Source organism: Pseudomonas sp. S2_H10 (assembly GCF_054668285.1).
This window is the reverse complement of record NZ_CP162754.1, coordinates 508,951-524,284: the sequence shown is the minus strand read 5'-3', so window position 1 is coordinate 524,284 and position 15,334 is coordinate 508,951. Positions and strand designations below refer to the sequence as shown.

Sequence of the window (15,334 nt, the reverse complement as noted above, 5' to 3'; positions counted from 1 at the left end):
ACAGCTCCTCAGTAACGGAACAACCGCCAGGCCATCAGCCGGGCTGCCGCGACGATCGCCTTGGCAATCAAGTAATACAGCGCCGCCGCAATGGCGAAATACTCGAAGGTGCGGAAGGTCTTGACGTTGTATTCCTGGGTCACACCGGTCAGGTCATTGTTCAGCCCGACGATCACCCCCAGCGACGTCATCAACACCGCCCAGACCATCTGGTTGGTCAGTGGGTAGAACACGATCCGCAGCAGTTGCGGGACGATGATCATGCGGTAGGCCTGGAAGGCACTCATGCCGAGGGAACGCGCCGCACGCACCTGCGTGTTCGGCACGGCCTTGAGGCCGCCGCGAAAGTTCTCCGCCAGGTACCCGGCATTGTTGAAGGTGATCCCGGCCAGCAGGGCGAACCAGGAACTGACGTGCAGGTTCAGCGAACCGAGGCCGAAGTAGAGGATGTAGATCTGGAACAGCGACGGGGTGTTGCGGGCAATCGATACCCAACCGTTGCCGAACCCGCGCAGCAATGGGTGTTTGGCCTCGCGCATCACCGTCAGGGCCAGGGCGATCAGCACGCCGAAGATCATCGACAGCGCGGCGGTTTCGAAGGTGACGATGGCACCGGCAAGCATGTCCGGCAGGGCGCGCAGGGCGGAGCGCCATTGGAAGCTGTAGTCAAACATGCGCTGGGCTCTCCAGTAGGGCAGCAGGTTGAAGCCAGGCCGGCAAACGTCCGCTGGCCGTTGCGGTGCAGGCCGCGTCGACGCATTCGGCAAGGCTGGCGAAGTGCACCTTGCGGCCGACCAGGCCCGGTGCGTAGTGGGCGTATTTGCCCGAGTTGGTCATCAGGGTTTCAGCCGCCAGGGGGATGACGGGTTCGCCGAGCATGCACCAGCAGGTGTCGGTGACCAGGGTCGCGCCAAACGCTTCGATCACGGCGATGTGCCCGGCCTCGCGGGCTTGCTCCAGCACGGCACGGCCGCAAGTGATGGCTAGCACCACCTGCGGGTGTCTTTGACGTCCCCGGCACAGTCGCGCCAGGTGAGCGAACTCGCTGAGGGAAAAGTGCGGGTTACCCAGCGACACCACATCCACCCGGTTATCGCGGGCACTGTTGAGTTCGCGCCAGCTCGACAGCAGGTCCTTCAGGCGGATTTTTTCCACGGCAATGGCAGTGTCCGCATCCAGCACCTGCGCCGGGTCAATGGCCTCCGGGGTGACCCCGGCGATGTGGAACAGTGGCGCCGCAGAGGTGGTGGCGAAGGCCGCGCCAAAGGCTTTGAGGTCGTCCAGGCTCGGCTTGCGTTGTTCCAGTCCCAGCACCAGCGGCACACGACTGCCGGACAGGGCACCAATGTGGTAACCGAGCAGCGGGTAGAAGGCATCGTCCAGTTCACCGAGGGCCGGCAACTCGATCTGCAGCCGGGCCTTGCGTTGCGCGTCCAGGTGGCAGCCGATCAGCGGGGCGCGACCGGTGAGGGCGATGCAGATATCCAGGTAATCCGGGTACTTCAGGGTGCGTGCAGCGAGCACGCTGTTGGCGTAGACCACTGCGTTGGATTCCGCCCAGACGATTTGTTCGCCAGCCTTCGGTGCAGTGTCGAGCAGGTAGGGCGCGCAGGTGAAACTGAGCTGTGCGCCCATCGCCATATAGGCATCGCCCAAGGCACTGGCCGGTTCACCCAGTGCCGGGTCGATCCCCAGTTCGCGCCAGCGGCGCTGGTCGACGGAAATTGAATTGAGGGTGGTGGGTACTCGTACTTTTGCGCCCCATTGCACCAGTTGCTCGGCAAAGCGCAGGCTCGCAGGTCCCGTGTAAATGCAGCCGTCGATGTGTGCCTGAGTGACATCCACCAGGTGCTCGGCACCCTGCAGTTCGGCCATACGCAGGACGATCTGCATGGCCATTTGCGCGGCCTTGCCATGCCGGCCATCGAGCAGCGCCCGATCGTGCTCGGTGAGCCTGATCGAGGCGCTGCTGTCAGTATTTGCCAATGGGCTGTCCAGCGCCTGCCAGGCGTCGCCCGGCAGGTGATCGAACAGGCTCAGCGTTGTATTTTCGACCCGGGCGAAGGCCTGGCCGCGCAAGGCGGCGAAGGCCTCCCGATCGATGCACAGCACCGGCAGGGAACGGGCAAAAATGGTCTGCGCCACCAGCACGCCCAAGGTCAGGATCTCGTCGGCTTCGGCCAGCACCAATGCCGCCGGTGCATGGCCGTTGCTGATCAGCTCCATCAACACGCTGCTGCCGGTGCACGAGCCGCGACCACTGGGAATCGCCAGCACGCGGCCGGCCAGGTGTTGGCCGCTGAGCGGGTGATGGCGGTCGATGACTTCACCCGTGCAGGGATCGACGCCGCCCCAGAAGCTCAAGCCGACATCGGCGAACAGCAGGGCGCCTTGCGCGGCACCCGCGACCAGGCTGCGCCCGGTCAGAGACATTGGCCCAGGCATGCCGGACATCTCAGTAGTAGACCTGAGGCACGGTCAGGTTGGTCGGCGGGATCTCGGTGCCGACCCATTTAACGAACAGCTCCTTGTAGCGTCCGGTACGCACCTGTTGGTTGACGAACAGGTTGAGGTAGTTGAGCAGGCCGAACTCGCTGCGCTTGGCACCCAGGGACACGTAGTCGATGACGTACGGGGCGTTACCGGCGACTTTGAGGTTTTTGTATTTGCCCGACTTGAGGGTGGCGGCGGCCACGGTATTGGTGACCACGGTGGCATCGATGTGGCCTTGGGCGACGGCCAGCAGGGTATCGCTCTGCGACTGGTAGGCCCGGAAACTGCCGGAGCCCCAGTTCTTCACGTCTTTCTCCAGGGCGATGGCCTCATAGGTGCCGCTGGTGTTGCCCACTGCTTTGCCCTTGAGGTCGTCGAAGCCGTTGATGCCGGTGTCGTCGCGGGTCAGCACCACCATCTGGAAGGCGAAGTAGGGCACGGTGAGGCCAACGGTCTTGGCGCGCTCGAGGGTGTCGGAGGTGGACGCGACGATCACGTCAGCCCGCCCGGAGACCAGTGCCGGAATGCGATCCGGGAACGGCGTCTCCACCACTTCGGCCTCGACGCCGAGGATCTTCGCCAGGTCGCGGCAATAGTCCACATCGAAGCCGGCCGGCGAGTTGCTGGCATCGCGAAAGCCCATGGGCGGGAAGTCCAGGGTCACGGCGCAGCGCAGCTTGCCCGAACCGATGATGTCGTCGAGCTTGTCGGCCTGGGCAGTGGCGATGAAGGAGGTACTGAGAACAGCGCTGAGGGCTACGGCAAATGCGGGGTTTTTCATAGAGGCCTCGTTGATGTGGAGTGCTGTTGAATATCGTATTGGGGATTTCGTATACGATATTAACAGTAGCAATCAACGTGCCCGATTCAAGTTCCGACCGTGAATAAATCGTCAGGCCTTGAAGTAGAGGTCTTGCGGGGGCGCAACGGGCGGGAGAGAGGAAGTCAGGGCGAACGCTGGCAGTGTTACAGATGGGAGCAATGGGGGCGTGGGCGCACCTTTAGGGAACACTGCGCGCCTGACGCTGATTATCGCGGGTCAGTGGGTGTGCGGCAGGTGCTCGAACAGGGTCGTGCAGACGCCGGCAATGTGCTCGTCCAGAAGCTTCACCGCCAGGTCCACATCCCCGGCGCGGCAGGCCGCGAGGATCTCGCGGTGCTCGTGATCGGCCCGTTCCTTGCCGGCCGACAAGCTCATCTGCATGCGTAGATAACGCTCCAGCTTGTCATTGACCGAACGGATCAGACTCACCAGAAACGGCCGCTGCGCCGGCTCGTACAGGCAGGAATGCAGCTCCCAGTTGAGCTCGGCCCAGCGCCCCACGTCGTCCTCGCCGATGAACTCCTGGCAGATGCGCTCGGCACGGGCGAAGGTCTCTTCGGTCATGTTCGGAATGGCCAGGCGCAGAATCTTGTCCTCCAGCAACATCCGCACTTCGAACATCTGCGCCAGTTCCGCATCGGAAACCCGCGTGACCATCGCCCCGCGATTGCGCTGGAACATCACCAACCCTTCGGCCTCCAGCCGCTTGAGGGCTTCGCGCACCGGGATCTTGCTGACATTGAACTGGCGGGCGATGTCGTCCTGGCGGATCGGCTCATCCTCGGCAAAATGCCCGGCGACAATCGCATCCCGCAGATGGCGGGTGATGATCTCCGACGTCGAAGGCGTGTTACCAAGGTCGGGGGCGTTGAGTTTGGTCAGGTTCACGGCGGCGGTCATTTGGAGTGAGATAGCGCTAGGGTATACGAAATTCTTTTGCTGATCTTCTCCGGTGCGACGTCGGGGCAACCGATATCGGTCCTGCAACCCGCTACAACAAAACAGGTGCCTTTTAAGGCGCCCGTTTTCATTTAGGTCTGCGTCGCCTTCTCAGAGGCTATCCGGATCCCGAAGACCATTTTGACTAGGCTCTAGAACGGTTGTTTTAGGTCAAAAAAGATCAGTCATGCCCGCATTTTTGCCTCTACTCGCATGGGATTGCGAGCGATCTCGAATGGCGATTCCTGTCAGAGTAACAAGATGGTGCGGGGTGGCTTTCAGTGTTACTGCGTTTTGGGATTGGATGGAGAGTATTTGTCCAAGAAAGGGTTGTGTGTCGTCGAGCTTTGTTTCTAAACCTTTGCATTTAGGCCCAACACTTCACGTAGTGACTCGTTGTCTGGCCAGTGACGATGCATCAGCCACCAGACACCTGCCTGACCGATGGCGCGACTGATGCCACCAATCCCTTGAAGGTGGGTGACGCACAGAGCTGCGATTTCTGATTTTTCTTTGGGGCTTTCGTTGTGGCCATGGGTCTCAAGTGATAAAAATCTATAGAAAACGGTATACAGGTCCAAAACGCCTGCCTCTTTGGCTTGCTCCTCAACACTCTTACGTCGCGGACTCCCCTTTGCCTGCTCCCTATCGAGATATCTAGCTGTTACTTCCTCGCCAGTGCGCCGGTCAACGACTTTGGCGGTACCTGCTTTTAAGTTCATCTTTATTGCTTTCGCCAATTCAGCGGTACCCGCGTCGCTTTGGGACTTCGCATTGTCAATAGATCGAATGCCCCACAAAACCATTATCAGTTGCTCGAGTAAGCTGCGGCTTAAGATTCCCAAGGAGGCGGAGTTTGCCACTGCCCCTAATGCCGCTGCTCCGCTCACGAGCTCCGCTGAGCGCCTCAGCTGTCGACGAGCAAATTCGTCGCGAAGATCATTTGGCCCTATGGCCTCCATTTCTGATGCAGCGATCAGCAATGAAACTTGCGTCTTTAAGGACTCAACAAGCTCGTCCAGTATTGCTGGTGAATTGCTCATTCGGCTCTAACACCTTCTGATCTGATATGGATGCAAGACTCTATTCAGTGAATGCGGTTTTTTCTACCCTTTGTGTTGGTGATGGAGGTGGCGGCCTGCTCCCGTGATCAATTGCGCTTGGGTGTGCTGTACGCCGAATTGTTCGGTGCCGAAGGCACTGTCAGGAAGTCGGCACCGAGGCCGCCTCTCAATGACTAGCGAAAACAAAAATGCCGAGGCTCATTACCTCGGCATTTGGTAACTGCGATACGTGTGCTCACCAGCCTTGCACGACGTACCCACACCCCCTCAACTCTTTGACGACTTCTGCCTTCCAACCTCCGGCAGGATCGAAGCTCACGTAGACCACGCCGCTGATATCGTTAGGGGTTTCTATGTCACCCTTGGACAGAGCACATACGTTTTCCCTGCCGAGCTTAGCCATAAGGTAGCCATGCTCGAAAACAACATTTTGGCGGGCTCTGTTCCTCGCCGGTATTGTTGTCTCGTGTGCCCCTCGGCCACGGTCACAGGGCGTGTATAGAACTAGCGCGAAGTCAGCATCGCCAGAATAATGTTCAATTTTCTCAATGATCGTTCTGCCGCCACTGGCCTGTTCGTGCAGGATTATCGCCTTGAGTCCGATGCTCTCGATGAATCGACTGACCTCTTGCTTGGCTTCGTTATCTCTGCCATGGACGATGAACACATTCCTTTTATTCCTGGCAACTACAGGGGGCACACCGGTCCCTATTGCATCGGCAATCGAAACCCATTTAGGCCTAGGTGGAGGACCCACTTCGATTGGCTCCGGGTTATAGTCAGACTCAAGAGCATCAAGCAACGGGGTGAACTGTTCCGATAAGTAGGTTCGACGCTCTGCATAGCTTGGGAATTTGTGCTTGATGAAGCTCCAGAAGGAGTCGAGATCTCTATGCATCTTCATCCACGTAGGGAGGAGTCCCGATATCTCTGCATCGTTTAATAGCTCGTGCCGAAGTTGTTCGTATTCAGAAGAGTCTCCGCCATTTCCTGTAGCGCGAGCGATCAACAAGGTTTGCAGATAGCTGACTTTCTCAAAGGGGTTTTTCAAATACCGTAAGCTCATCAAACAGATTCCATTTTTTCATGGCATGAATCGGTGCGTGAAAGAAAAGCTACCGATTCGCCATCATCCTGTCCATCGCCGCCGTTAGACGTCACCACGGTACAGCAGCGCCAGCCTTGGTGCGCTTGGTAGGTGCTGCTTCGGTCCTGTCCAAGCGAATGCGCTTAGGACTTCCTGCAAAATGTCTCGCAGTGCTTCCATTGACTCTGGAGTGATGTCTACTCCGCCGTAATGACCATTGGCCATGATCGTGCAGAACATTGAGCCTTCAATGTTGTTGAGCGCTAGCACGGGGAGTTCAGGAGGCACCATACCGTTAGTGATAGGTTGCAAATCAAGGGGTCTTCCACCGACACCCTGCGAACGAACTCGGTCTTCGTGGTGCTGAACTGAGTTGCGGACTCCACGCAAATCTGGGAAAGCGGTTTCCAGATTTGCATGGAAGCCGGCAACGGCCTGAGGGACGCCATCGGTCTCCGCGATCACCTTAAGGAGTCTGTCGAACCCGTCGATCGCGGATAGAAAAGCTTTCGCGTACAGAATAGAAATCTGGTGTTCGAACTCGCTAGGCGGTTTTCTGCTGGTCCATTCTTCGCGCTTGAGGCGAGCGTCTGCCTCAAGCCTTGTGTCAGCCCAAGAGTCGTCAGTAGAAGCCTCGTGCTCCTGTACAACCATTTGTTCGATCTCTCCTAGCCGCCTCCTTCGACGATCAAATTGCTCTAGCGTAGGGTCCGGATCTGGTACGTTCATCGACTGTTCAAAAAAATTCAATGCCAGGTTAGCCTCGAAAAACAGATTTTTCAGCGAGCCCAGCATGTTCTCCATTTCCCCTGATGCGCTTGGAGTTGGCCCTCGAAAATTAAGCCAAGTGCCGGGAACGATGAATTCGAAAATGTGCACGGTCCATCTCCTTATGTTCGCGACGGATATCGCTCGAGAGCGGGAAGCGTAGCAGCATGCCACGGCCAATCCACTCAACTCAGTGGATGTTCATAACGCTGACTCCCGCTGAACGATGCTGCGGTGCGTTTGATTATCCAGGGTGGCCAAGTCGTTGCTGTACAACGTCGGTTATTCCCCGGCGCCAGTTTTTGCTTGGCTTGCCATCTTTACGCACCTTGCCGACATCCAGACACAGCCCCAGCACAGTGTCATCGGTATGTTTGCTGGGTTTGGTCAGATCTCTGACCTTGGAAGCACTGAGTCTCTGGGATTTGCCATCGATGGCTTCGGTCTGGTCGTCGGCATCGTCAGTCATTAGGGGGGCGTCCAGCTATGGACTATGGGTTCCTGTCCAAATTTTGCCCCCACATTTCCGGAATACAACTGAGGAAGCTGGACTTGATCGGAGGTTCTTGGAAAGCAAAGCCCCCGTATTTATTGGCTTGTGCCGCTGATGTGGCCGGTTATGCCAGGCTATCCGGATCCCCGAAAAACATCTGAATCCGCGACCTCAACCAGCGTTCCCCCGGATCGTTATCCTGCGACCCGCGCCAGGCCATGTGCAGTTCGAAGCTGCGCACCGGCAACGGCGGATCTTCCGCGCGCACACCGCCGGCGGCGGTCAACGCATCGGCCGTGTAGTCCGGCACGGTGGCGACGATGTCGGTGCCGGCGAGCAGGGTGCTCAGCCCGTTGAACTGCGGCACGGCCAATACGACATGACGTTTGCGCCCGAGCTTTTCCAGTTCTTCATCGATGAAGCCGCTGAGGTCGCCGGCGAACGACACCAGGGCATGGGGGCGAGCGCAGTAATCATCCAGGCTCAACGGCCCCGGCACGGTGTCGGCGCGCAACAGTTTCGGCTGGCTGCGACGCAGCACCTTGCGCTTGGCGTTGGCCGGCAGGTCGGTGGTGTAGCTGACGCCGATGGAAATCTCGCCGGATGCCAGCAATCCCGGCATCAGGATGTAGTTGACCCGGCGCACCACCAGCACGATCCCCGGCGATTCGGCCCGCAGGCGCTTGAGCAGCATCGGCAGCAAGGCGAACTCGACGTCGTCCGAAAGGCCGATGCGGAACACCGCGGTACTTGTGGCAGGATCGAACTCGGCCGCACGGCTGACCGCCGTGGAAATCGAATCCAGCGCCGGCGAGAGCAGGGCGAAGATCTCGACGGCCCTGGCGGACGGCTCCATGCTGCGCCCGGTTCGCACGAACAACGGGTCATCGAACAAGCCGCGCAGGCGCGAGAGCGCCGCACTGATGGCGGGCTGGCCGAGGAACAGTTTTTCCGCGGCGCGGGTCACGCTGCGTTCGTGCATCAATGTTTCGAAAACGATCAACAGGTTCAGGTCGACACGACGCAGGTCATTACGATTCATCTGGAGTCCTGGCAGAGTCAGCAAGCTTGACGTGGGCGGCCATATGAGAACAATGGCCAGCAGGAATATTACGGGGAAAGGCTGGTACTCTGCACCGGGTAATTCAGTTTTTCCTACATGGGCTGCTTCGGTTTCTTACGACATTTGACGATGTTGCCGGCGCTGCGGAATCAATGACAGGCATGTCGACTATTAATAGCCACAGATAGTGTTGGGTTGAAAGCCCAGCTAGAGTTCAAGGCATTAGAGGTTCATTTGGCGAGGTTTGCGATGTCCCGCACGATCCGTTTTCACAAGTTTGGTCCAGCCGAGGTGCTCAAATGCGAAGAGCATGCGACGGCTCAGCCTGCACCGGGCGAAGTGCAGGTGCGCGTCGAAGCGATCGGCATCAGTTGGTATGACACTCTCTGGCGTCAGAACCTGGCCCCGTCCCATGCCCGCCTGCCTTCAGGCCTGGGGCAGGAGATGGCTGGTATCGTCACCGCCGTCGGTGAGGGTGTCGACGACCTGGAGGTCGGTGACAAGGTCGCCAGCTTCCCGGCCCAAAGCCCGAACGACTATCCGGTCTACGGTGAGTTGATCGTTCTGCCACGCTCGGCAGTCACCCGTTATCCGGATGTGCTCAGCCCGATTGAAGCCAGCGTGCACTACACGCCGTTGTTGATCGCCTATTTCGCTTATGCGGATCTGGCACGGGTCAAGCCAGGGCAATTCGCCCTGGTGACTGACGCGAGTCATTGCGCCGGACCTTCGTTCGTACAACTGGGCAAGGCCTTGGGTGTTCGAGTGATCGCCGCGACCAAGACCGAAGAGGAACGTGAATACCTGCTGTCACTGGGTGCCGAGAAAGTCATCGTCACCGAGGAAGAAGATCTGCTGATGCGGATCAACAAGATCACCGACAACCGCGGCGTGGACGTGGTCTTCGATGGTTTGGGCGGTCCGCAGATGTCGTTGCTGGGCGATGTCTTGGCGCCTCGCGGCAGCCTGGTGCTGTACGGCCTGCAAGGTGGCAACCAGACGCCGTTCCCGGCCTGCGCAGCGTTCCAGAAGAACATTCAGTTCTTCGTGCACTGCATCGGCAACTTCACGGGCAAGCCGGAACTGGGCATCACCCAGGACCAGGCCGCACTGCAACGTGCCTTGCGCGACATCAACCAGCTGACCGCCGATCGCGTTCTGCTGCCGCTCAAGACTCGGGTCTTCCCGTTTGCCGAGTTTGTCGAGGCACACCGCTACATGGACGAATGCCCGTGTCGCGAAAGGGTCGCGCTGCAGGTCGAGCCGGCGTAACCACCGCTGCAAATGCCCACCCCCAAGAGTCCGTGCCTGCACGGACTCTTTCGTTTGTGCCCCCCTCCGCAAAAAGAAGCCGTCGATCCGCAGGCCGGTCCAGCAACTGAACTGGTTTTTGCCCGTAATCTGTAGCTTCTAATCAGCCACTAAGCACTGATAATTGAATGATTACTTTCATCTCAAGGAATGAGTCATGGCTGTCTGTCAGGCTATAACTTTTAAAAGTGCGCCATCGGTGCAAACCTCCACATTATTTAGTTGTTCTGTAGTTGCCAAAAAGACAGCGACTACTTTCTTCTTTATTTCTTGTGTTAAGTGTCTGTGGGACTTTGTCGGACGTTTCCTAGGATCTTCCCTCCAGCCCGACAAACCCTTTCCAGCCGGGCACTACAGCCCCGTCTTTGGCAATCGAAAGAAGCGCTGTTGCGATCGTTTCAAATAATTTCCAGAAAATTCAAGTGCTAGCATTTGGCAATAAAGTCCATGACTCCATTCGTGCAGACAGTCCCGCGCCATTTGCTGTCCGCACGATATTGAACTTACGCGTACCAGGTAAATAAAGATGACCAGCATCCATGACCAAGCGATGAACTATGTCTATCAACAAGTGCTGCAGCGATTGCTGGGTTTTTTCTCGCGTGCCGAACGCACCGCATTGCAATTGTTGATTCAACGCCTGGCGTTCGCGGCGGGGGGCATGGAGCAGATTGGCGACTACAAGGTGTTGGCGGTCCAGACCGGGGCCCGTGACAACTGCTACGCCTTGGCCCTGTTGCGTGCCGCGCAATTGACGATCGCCACGCGTTCGCCGACGACTTTCCAGCTGCGCATCGCCTCGTTGCGTTTGAACGGCGCAAGCGGTATGGCCATGGAAAACATGCACAGGACCAACAGCGCATTGTTTGTCTATGACGACCCCCGGGTCGAGGTGTTGATGGTCGATGACCGGGAAATCCTGCCGTTTGATCACCTGGCACCGATGTCCGAGGCCGCTCGCGAGGCCAGTCGCCTGAACCTGTTGATGATTGGCCATCGCCGGCAGTGGCGTGGCGGGTTGGACCTGTGGGATGACGGTTATCTGGCCACGGCAGAGTTCTACGGGCAAATCGCTCGCTGGGACGGTGGTGTCGACGCCTTGCTCATCAGTGACACGCCACGTCAGCAACAGCAGTTCATGGACGGTTTGCGGCGTGCCGCCACCAAGGCAGGGCTCGAGCCTTTGCCAGTGGGCGAAGCCGGTTCTGCGGAGTTGTTTGCACTGCTCGATGAACTGGGCAGCGACTGTTATCAGGCGTTGTATGCCGGTCATGGTCAGGCTCGATGGCGTCCGCAGGAGCGCTTCGAGACTTGTCGTCGTGCGGCCTGCATCGACATTCACGACCTGCTGGTCAGTAGCCTGGAAGAGCGCTGGCCAATACTCACTGAATTTCTCGGATTCCGGCCTGACGAATTGTCCGGGCAGGTCAGCGACAACGAATTCGTCAGTCCGTTGATCTCTGCGCACGTGCGCGGGTTGCAAGCGTGCTTTGTGCAGGGTCGCGATTACGCCGGCGGCATTGCGCAATACCTGCAGCGCGCCTTGGTGATGATGCGTCGCAAGGAGCTGCCCGAGCGTTTGTGCGAGCAGGCCATCGAGGTATTCGGCAACCCGGCGACACTGAGCGAGCTGCGCGCACGGGCAACGGCTGAGGCGCAGAAGATCCTGGGCTTGAGCGAAGCACAACTGGTGTGCCTGCTCTTTTCCCCCTTTGTTGAGCAAGGTGCGGGACTTGAGCGCTTTTTGCGAGAGTGCCACCCGGGCATGTTGGTGGCCTTGCCGGAGTTGCACCGGGCCATGCAGGGGCATTCGGTCGCCGAACAGATCATGCACTGGATGATGGACGTCAGCGGCTTGCCCGTCAGCCTGATTGGCCAGCTCTATCGCCTGCAATGGGCGTCGCAAGGCGATAGCGGGGCGCCTGACGCCAGCCTCACGCTGGAGGAAGAATGGTCGGCGGATCACTGAACGTGGGCGGATTTCCAGCCAGTGTTGTCGGCCTGCTGCCATGAAAGGACCACGAGAAACGGATTTCGCCTATCAGGCGGTCTATCGATACCTGGCCTGCCTGATCAACGAATCGGAAGGGGATTCGCGCATTCGCCTGCCGTCGCTGCGACAACTGGCAGAGCGCCTCAATGTGTCGATCTCGACCATTCAATACGCCTATTCGCTGCTGGAGAAGGAAGGGCGCGTCTATTCAGTGGCCAAGTCCGGTTACTACGCGTTGCCGGTGTCCTCGATCAACCCGCAGGACAGCGCCAGTGATCTGCTGGAAGCGGTGTACGTCAATGCCCGGCGTCCGGGGATGCTGGTCCTGAGCGCCGATGAGCCGGCCCTGCTGCAGCCGCTGGACAGCCCGTTGCTGCTGCTGGAGCGCGAGTTGCTGCGCCAGTACCCGCGCCAGCCGCAGTCGCCTTCGCAGCCCTGCGGCGAGCTGGAATTGCGCACCGCCCTGGCAGCGCGCTACACCACGTCACCCATGCGCTACTGGCACGCCGATGATGTCTATATCGGCGCCGATCTTCGGGGCGTACTGGAAATCCTCATCGCCGTGCTGGCGTTGAAAGACGCCACGGTAGTGGTGGAGTCACCGTGCGACTGGACGTTCCTGCGGTTGTTCCAGGCCGCCTGCGTGCACGTGATCGAGTTGCCCGTGCAAGCCGATGGCTGCCTGGATCCGCAGCGCCTGAAAACGCTGCTGGAAACCGAACCGGTGCAATTGGTGATGCTGTCATCGGCCCTGAACATGCCGCGCGGCAGCCAGGCGCCTGACGAAAACCGCCAGGCCATCGCCCGGCTGTTGGCTGTGCATGACAGCTGGGTGCTGGAAAACGACTGTTATGGCGAACTCGGATTCGAACCCGATGGCGTACGCTTTCGCGACTTGCTGGACCCTGAACGGCTGATGGTGTTTTCCACCTTCGAAAAAACCATTGGTGCGGAAGCGCCCTATGGCTACCTGCTTTCAAGGCATTTGAGCGCCGAGCTGCAACGGCACTTTCTGCTGCGCTCCTTCCGTCTGTCGCCGATACGCCAGAAAGCCATCGCCCGTTTATATAGCAGCGGCCGCATCGATCAACACCTGCTGGTGCTGCGACGGCTGCTCAAGGAGCGTAAAAGTCAGATGACCCAGCTGTTGCAGGAGCGGCTGGGCGATGCCTTGCATTTCGTCGAGCCAGAAGGCGGGGCAACGATCTGGGTGCGCTCGCTGCGTCAGGTCAATGTCCGCCGGGTGTTCCAGCGCCTGTTGGCGCATCAGGTGGTTGTCGCGCCGGGCGAACTGTTCAGCCTGCATGGCCTGCACGGGCAACATTTGCGCCTGAGCCATACCTTCGGCGGTGATCACAATCTGGCCGCCGCGCTGGGTTTGTTGGGCGATGCGCTGCGTCTGGAATCGATCGACTGAGCGGGGCGACAAACAAGCTTCACTCCCCGTGGATCGATCCCATCGCGTTGCGGTCAAACTGCCAGTAAACTGCGACCCAACTCCTGAACCACTCTATTCCAGAGGTTTTGCATGACACTCAGTCCTTTTGCGGGTAAACCGGCACCGGCACAATTGTTGGTCGACATCCCGCGACTGGTAACGGCCTATTACACCGGCCAGCCTGATGCCGCGATTTCGACCCAGCGCGTTGCCTTCGGCACGTCCGGGCACCGTGGCAGCTCGTTCGACTTGAGTTTCAACGAATGGCACGTGCTGGCGATCAGCCAGGCGATCTGCCTGTATCGCCAAGCTCAAGGCATCGACGGCCCGCTGTTCGTCGGCATCGACACCCACGCGCTGTCCACGCCGGCCGGCGCCAGCGCCCTCGAAGTGCTGGCGGCCAACGGCGTGACGGTGATGATCGCCGCGGGCGACGAGTACACGCCGACGCCAGCCATTTCCCATGCGATTCTCTGCTACAACCGTGGTCGCACCAGCGGCCTGGCGGATGGCATCGTCATCACGCCGTCGCACAATCCGCCGCAGAGCGGTGGCTACAAGTACAACCCAACCAACGGTGGTCCGGCCGATACCCACATCACCAAGTGGATCGAAGCCAAGGCCAACGAATTGCTGGCCAACAAGCTCGCGGGCGTCAAGCGCATCGGCTACGAGCAGGCACTGAAGGCCAGCACCACCCATCGTCACGACTATCTCAACACCTATGTCGCCGACCTGATCAACGTGATCGACTTCGACGCCATCCGCGACGCCAAGCTGCGCCTGGGTGTCGATCCGCTGGGCGGAGCAGGGGTGCGCTACTGGTCGGCGATTGCCGAGCATTACCGCCTGGACCTGGAGGTGGTGAACAAAGAGGTCGACTCGACTTTCCGCTTCATGACCGTCGACTGGGACGGCCAGATCCGCATGGACCCATCGTCCAGTCACGCCATGCAAGGCCTGATCGGCCTCAAGGAACGTTTCGACGTGGCGTTTGCCTGCGATCCGGACCACGACCGCCATGGCATCGTCACGCCGTCCGGTGGTTTGCTGGCGCCGAACAACTACCTCGCGGTGTCCATCGACTACCTGTTCCAGAACCGTGCGCAATGGCGCGCCGATGCCGCCGTGGGTAAAACCGTGGTCAGCAGCGGCCTGATCGATCGCGTGGCCAAGCGCCTGGGTCGTCGCCTGTACGAAGTGCCGGTCGGTTTCAAATGGTTTGCCGATGGCCTGTTCGATGGCTCCCTCGGGTTTGGTGGCGAAGAAAGCGCCGGCGCCTCGTTCCTGCGCAAGGACGGCAGCGTCTGGAGCACCGACAAGGATGGTTTGATCCCGGCCCTGCTGGCCGCCGAGATGACCGCCCGCACCGGTCGCGACCCCAGCCAGGCCTATCGCGCCTTGACCGATGAACTGGGTGAACCGTTCTCGGTGCGGGTCGACGCCAAGGCCAATCCGCAGCAGAAAGCGCTGCTGAGCAAGCTGTCGCCGCAACAGGTCACCTCGACCGAACTGGCGGGCGAGCCGATCCAGAGCATCCTCAGCCACGCACCGGGCAATGACCAGGCCATTGGCGGCCTCAAGGTCATGACCGAAAATGGCTGGTTCGCGGCGCGCCCGTCGGGCACGGAAGACATCTACAAGATCTACGCCGAAAGCTTTGTCAGCGACGACCACCTCAAGCAACTGGTGGCCGAGGCGCAAGCGCTGGTGGATGGGGCGATTTCCTTGTAAGAGCGAGCCTGCTCGCGATGGTCGTCAACGATAACGCTGGCAGCCTGACACCCCGCGTATTCTCGGGTTTTTCGCGAGCAGGCTCGCTCCTACATTGGAATGCATTCGCCTTTGTAGGAGCTGCCTTG

13 protein-coding genes are annotated in these 15,334 nt (G+C 59.4%); 4 read left to right on the top strand and 9 right to left on the bottom strand.

All coding sequences use genetic code 11. The features are described from left to right. Nucleotides 1-8 precede the first annotated feature (8 nt). The 9 genes from AB4O16_RS02280 to AB4O16_RS02240 form a co-directional block, all read right to left on the bottom strand. Nucleotides 9-674 (bottom strand): amino acid ABC transporter permease, encoded by a 666-nt coding sequence (locus tag AB4O16_RS02280; protein ID WP_110659584.1) that lies wholly within the window; start codon nucleotides 672-674, stop codon nucleotides 9-11. Further along, entirely contained in the window at nucleotides 667-2,445 is a 1,779-nt protein-coding gene (gene lhpI, locus AB4O16_RS02275) for a cis-3-hydroxy-L-proline dehydratase (RefSeq protein ID WP_460156878.1), read from the bottom strand. Before lhpI ends, AB4O16_RS02280 begins: the two co-directional genes overlap by 8 nt. A gap of 10 nt (nucleotides 2,446-2,455) precedes the next feature. Further along, a complete protein-coding gene (locus tag AB4O16_RS02270; RefSeq protein ID WP_046042020.1) occupies nucleotides 2,456-3,274 on the bottom strand; it encodes an ABC transporter substrate-binding protein in 819 nt (272 codons plus the stop codon). Between the two features lie 258 nt (nucleotides 3,275-3,532). Continuing rightward, entirely contained in the window at nucleotides 3,533-4,216 is a 684-nt protein-coding gene (locus tag AB4O16_RS02265; protein ID WP_095942192.1) for a GntR family transcriptional regulator, read from the bottom strand. A gap of 392 nt (nucleotides 4,217-4,608) precedes the next feature. Further along, the gene (locus AB4O16_RS02260) at nucleotides 4,609-5,298 is read right to left on the bottom strand and encodes a DUF5677 domain-containing protein (protein ID WP_460156877.1); all 690 of its coding nucleotides are present in this window, start codon (nucleotides 5,296-5,298) and stop codon (nucleotides 4,609-4,611) included. A 256-nt stretch (nucleotides 5,299-5,554) separates the two neighbouring features. Continuing rightward, nucleotides 5,555-6,385, bottom strand: a complete 831-nt coding sequence (locus AB4O16_RS02255) for a TIR domain-containing protein (protein WP_460156876.1) — start codon at nucleotides 6,383-6,385, stop codon at nucleotides 5,555-5,557. Nucleotides 6,386-6,469: 84 nt separating this feature from the next. Continuing rightward, on the bottom strand, nucleotides 6,470-7,285 hold the full coding sequence (locus tag AB4O16_RS02250; protein WP_460156875.1) for a hypothetical protein: 816 nt from the start codon (nucleotides 7,283-7,285) through the stop codon (nucleotides 6,470-6,472). A gap of 133 nt (nucleotides 7,286-7,418) precedes the next feature. Further along, the gene (locus tag AB4O16_RS02245; protein ID WP_460156874.1) at nucleotides 7,419-7,643 is read right to left on the bottom strand and encodes a hypothetical protein; all 225 of its coding nucleotides are present in this window, start codon (nucleotides 7,641-7,643) and stop codon (nucleotides 7,419-7,421) included. Nucleotides 7,644-7,791: 148 nt separating this feature from the next. Continuing rightward, nucleotides 7,792-8,709, bottom strand: a complete 918-nt coding sequence (locus AB4O16_RS02240; RefSeq protein WP_090455287.1) for a LysR family transcriptional regulator — start codon at nucleotides 8,707-8,709, stop codon at nucleotides 7,792-7,794. A gap of 270 nt (nucleotides 8,710-8,979) precedes the next feature. Between AB4O16_RS02240 and AB4O16_RS02235 the strand changes: the two genes are divergently transcribed. The 4 genes from AB4O16_RS02235 (at nucleotide 8,980) to pgm (ending at nucleotide 15,206) form a co-directional block, all read left to right on the top strand. Then, nucleotides 8,980-10,002 carry a zinc-dependent alcohol dehydrogenase family protein gene (locus AB4O16_RS02235; protein WP_160385550.1) on the top strand — a complete coding sequence of 341 codons (1,023 nt, stop codon included), beginning with the start codon at nucleotides 8,980-8,982 and terminating at the stop codon, nucleotides 10,000-10,002. A gap of 565 nt (nucleotides 10,003-10,567) precedes the next feature. Continuing rightward, a complete protein-coding gene (locus tag AB4O16_RS02230; protein ID WP_460156873.1) occupies nucleotides 10,568-12,010 on the top strand; it encodes a hypothetical protein in 1,443 nt (480 codons plus the stop codon). 40 nt (nucleotides 12,011-12,050) lie between these two features. Then, complete coding sequence (locus tag AB4O16_RS02225) at nucleotides 12,051-13,451, top strand: aminotransferase-like domain-containing protein (RefSeq protein ID WP_160385552.1); 1,401 nt, start codon at nucleotides 12,051-12,053, stop codon at nucleotides 13,449-13,451. Between the two features lie 111 nt (nucleotides 13,452-13,562). After that, nucleotides 13,563-15,206: a phosphoglucomutase (alpha-D-glucose-1,6-bisphosphate-dependent) gene (pgm, locus tag AB4O16_RS02220; protein ID WP_160385553.1), complete on the top strand. Its 1,644-nt coding sequence runs from the start codon at nucleotides 13,563-13,565 to the stop codon at nucleotides 15,204-15,206. Nucleotides 15,207-15,334: the final 128 nt, after the last annotated feature.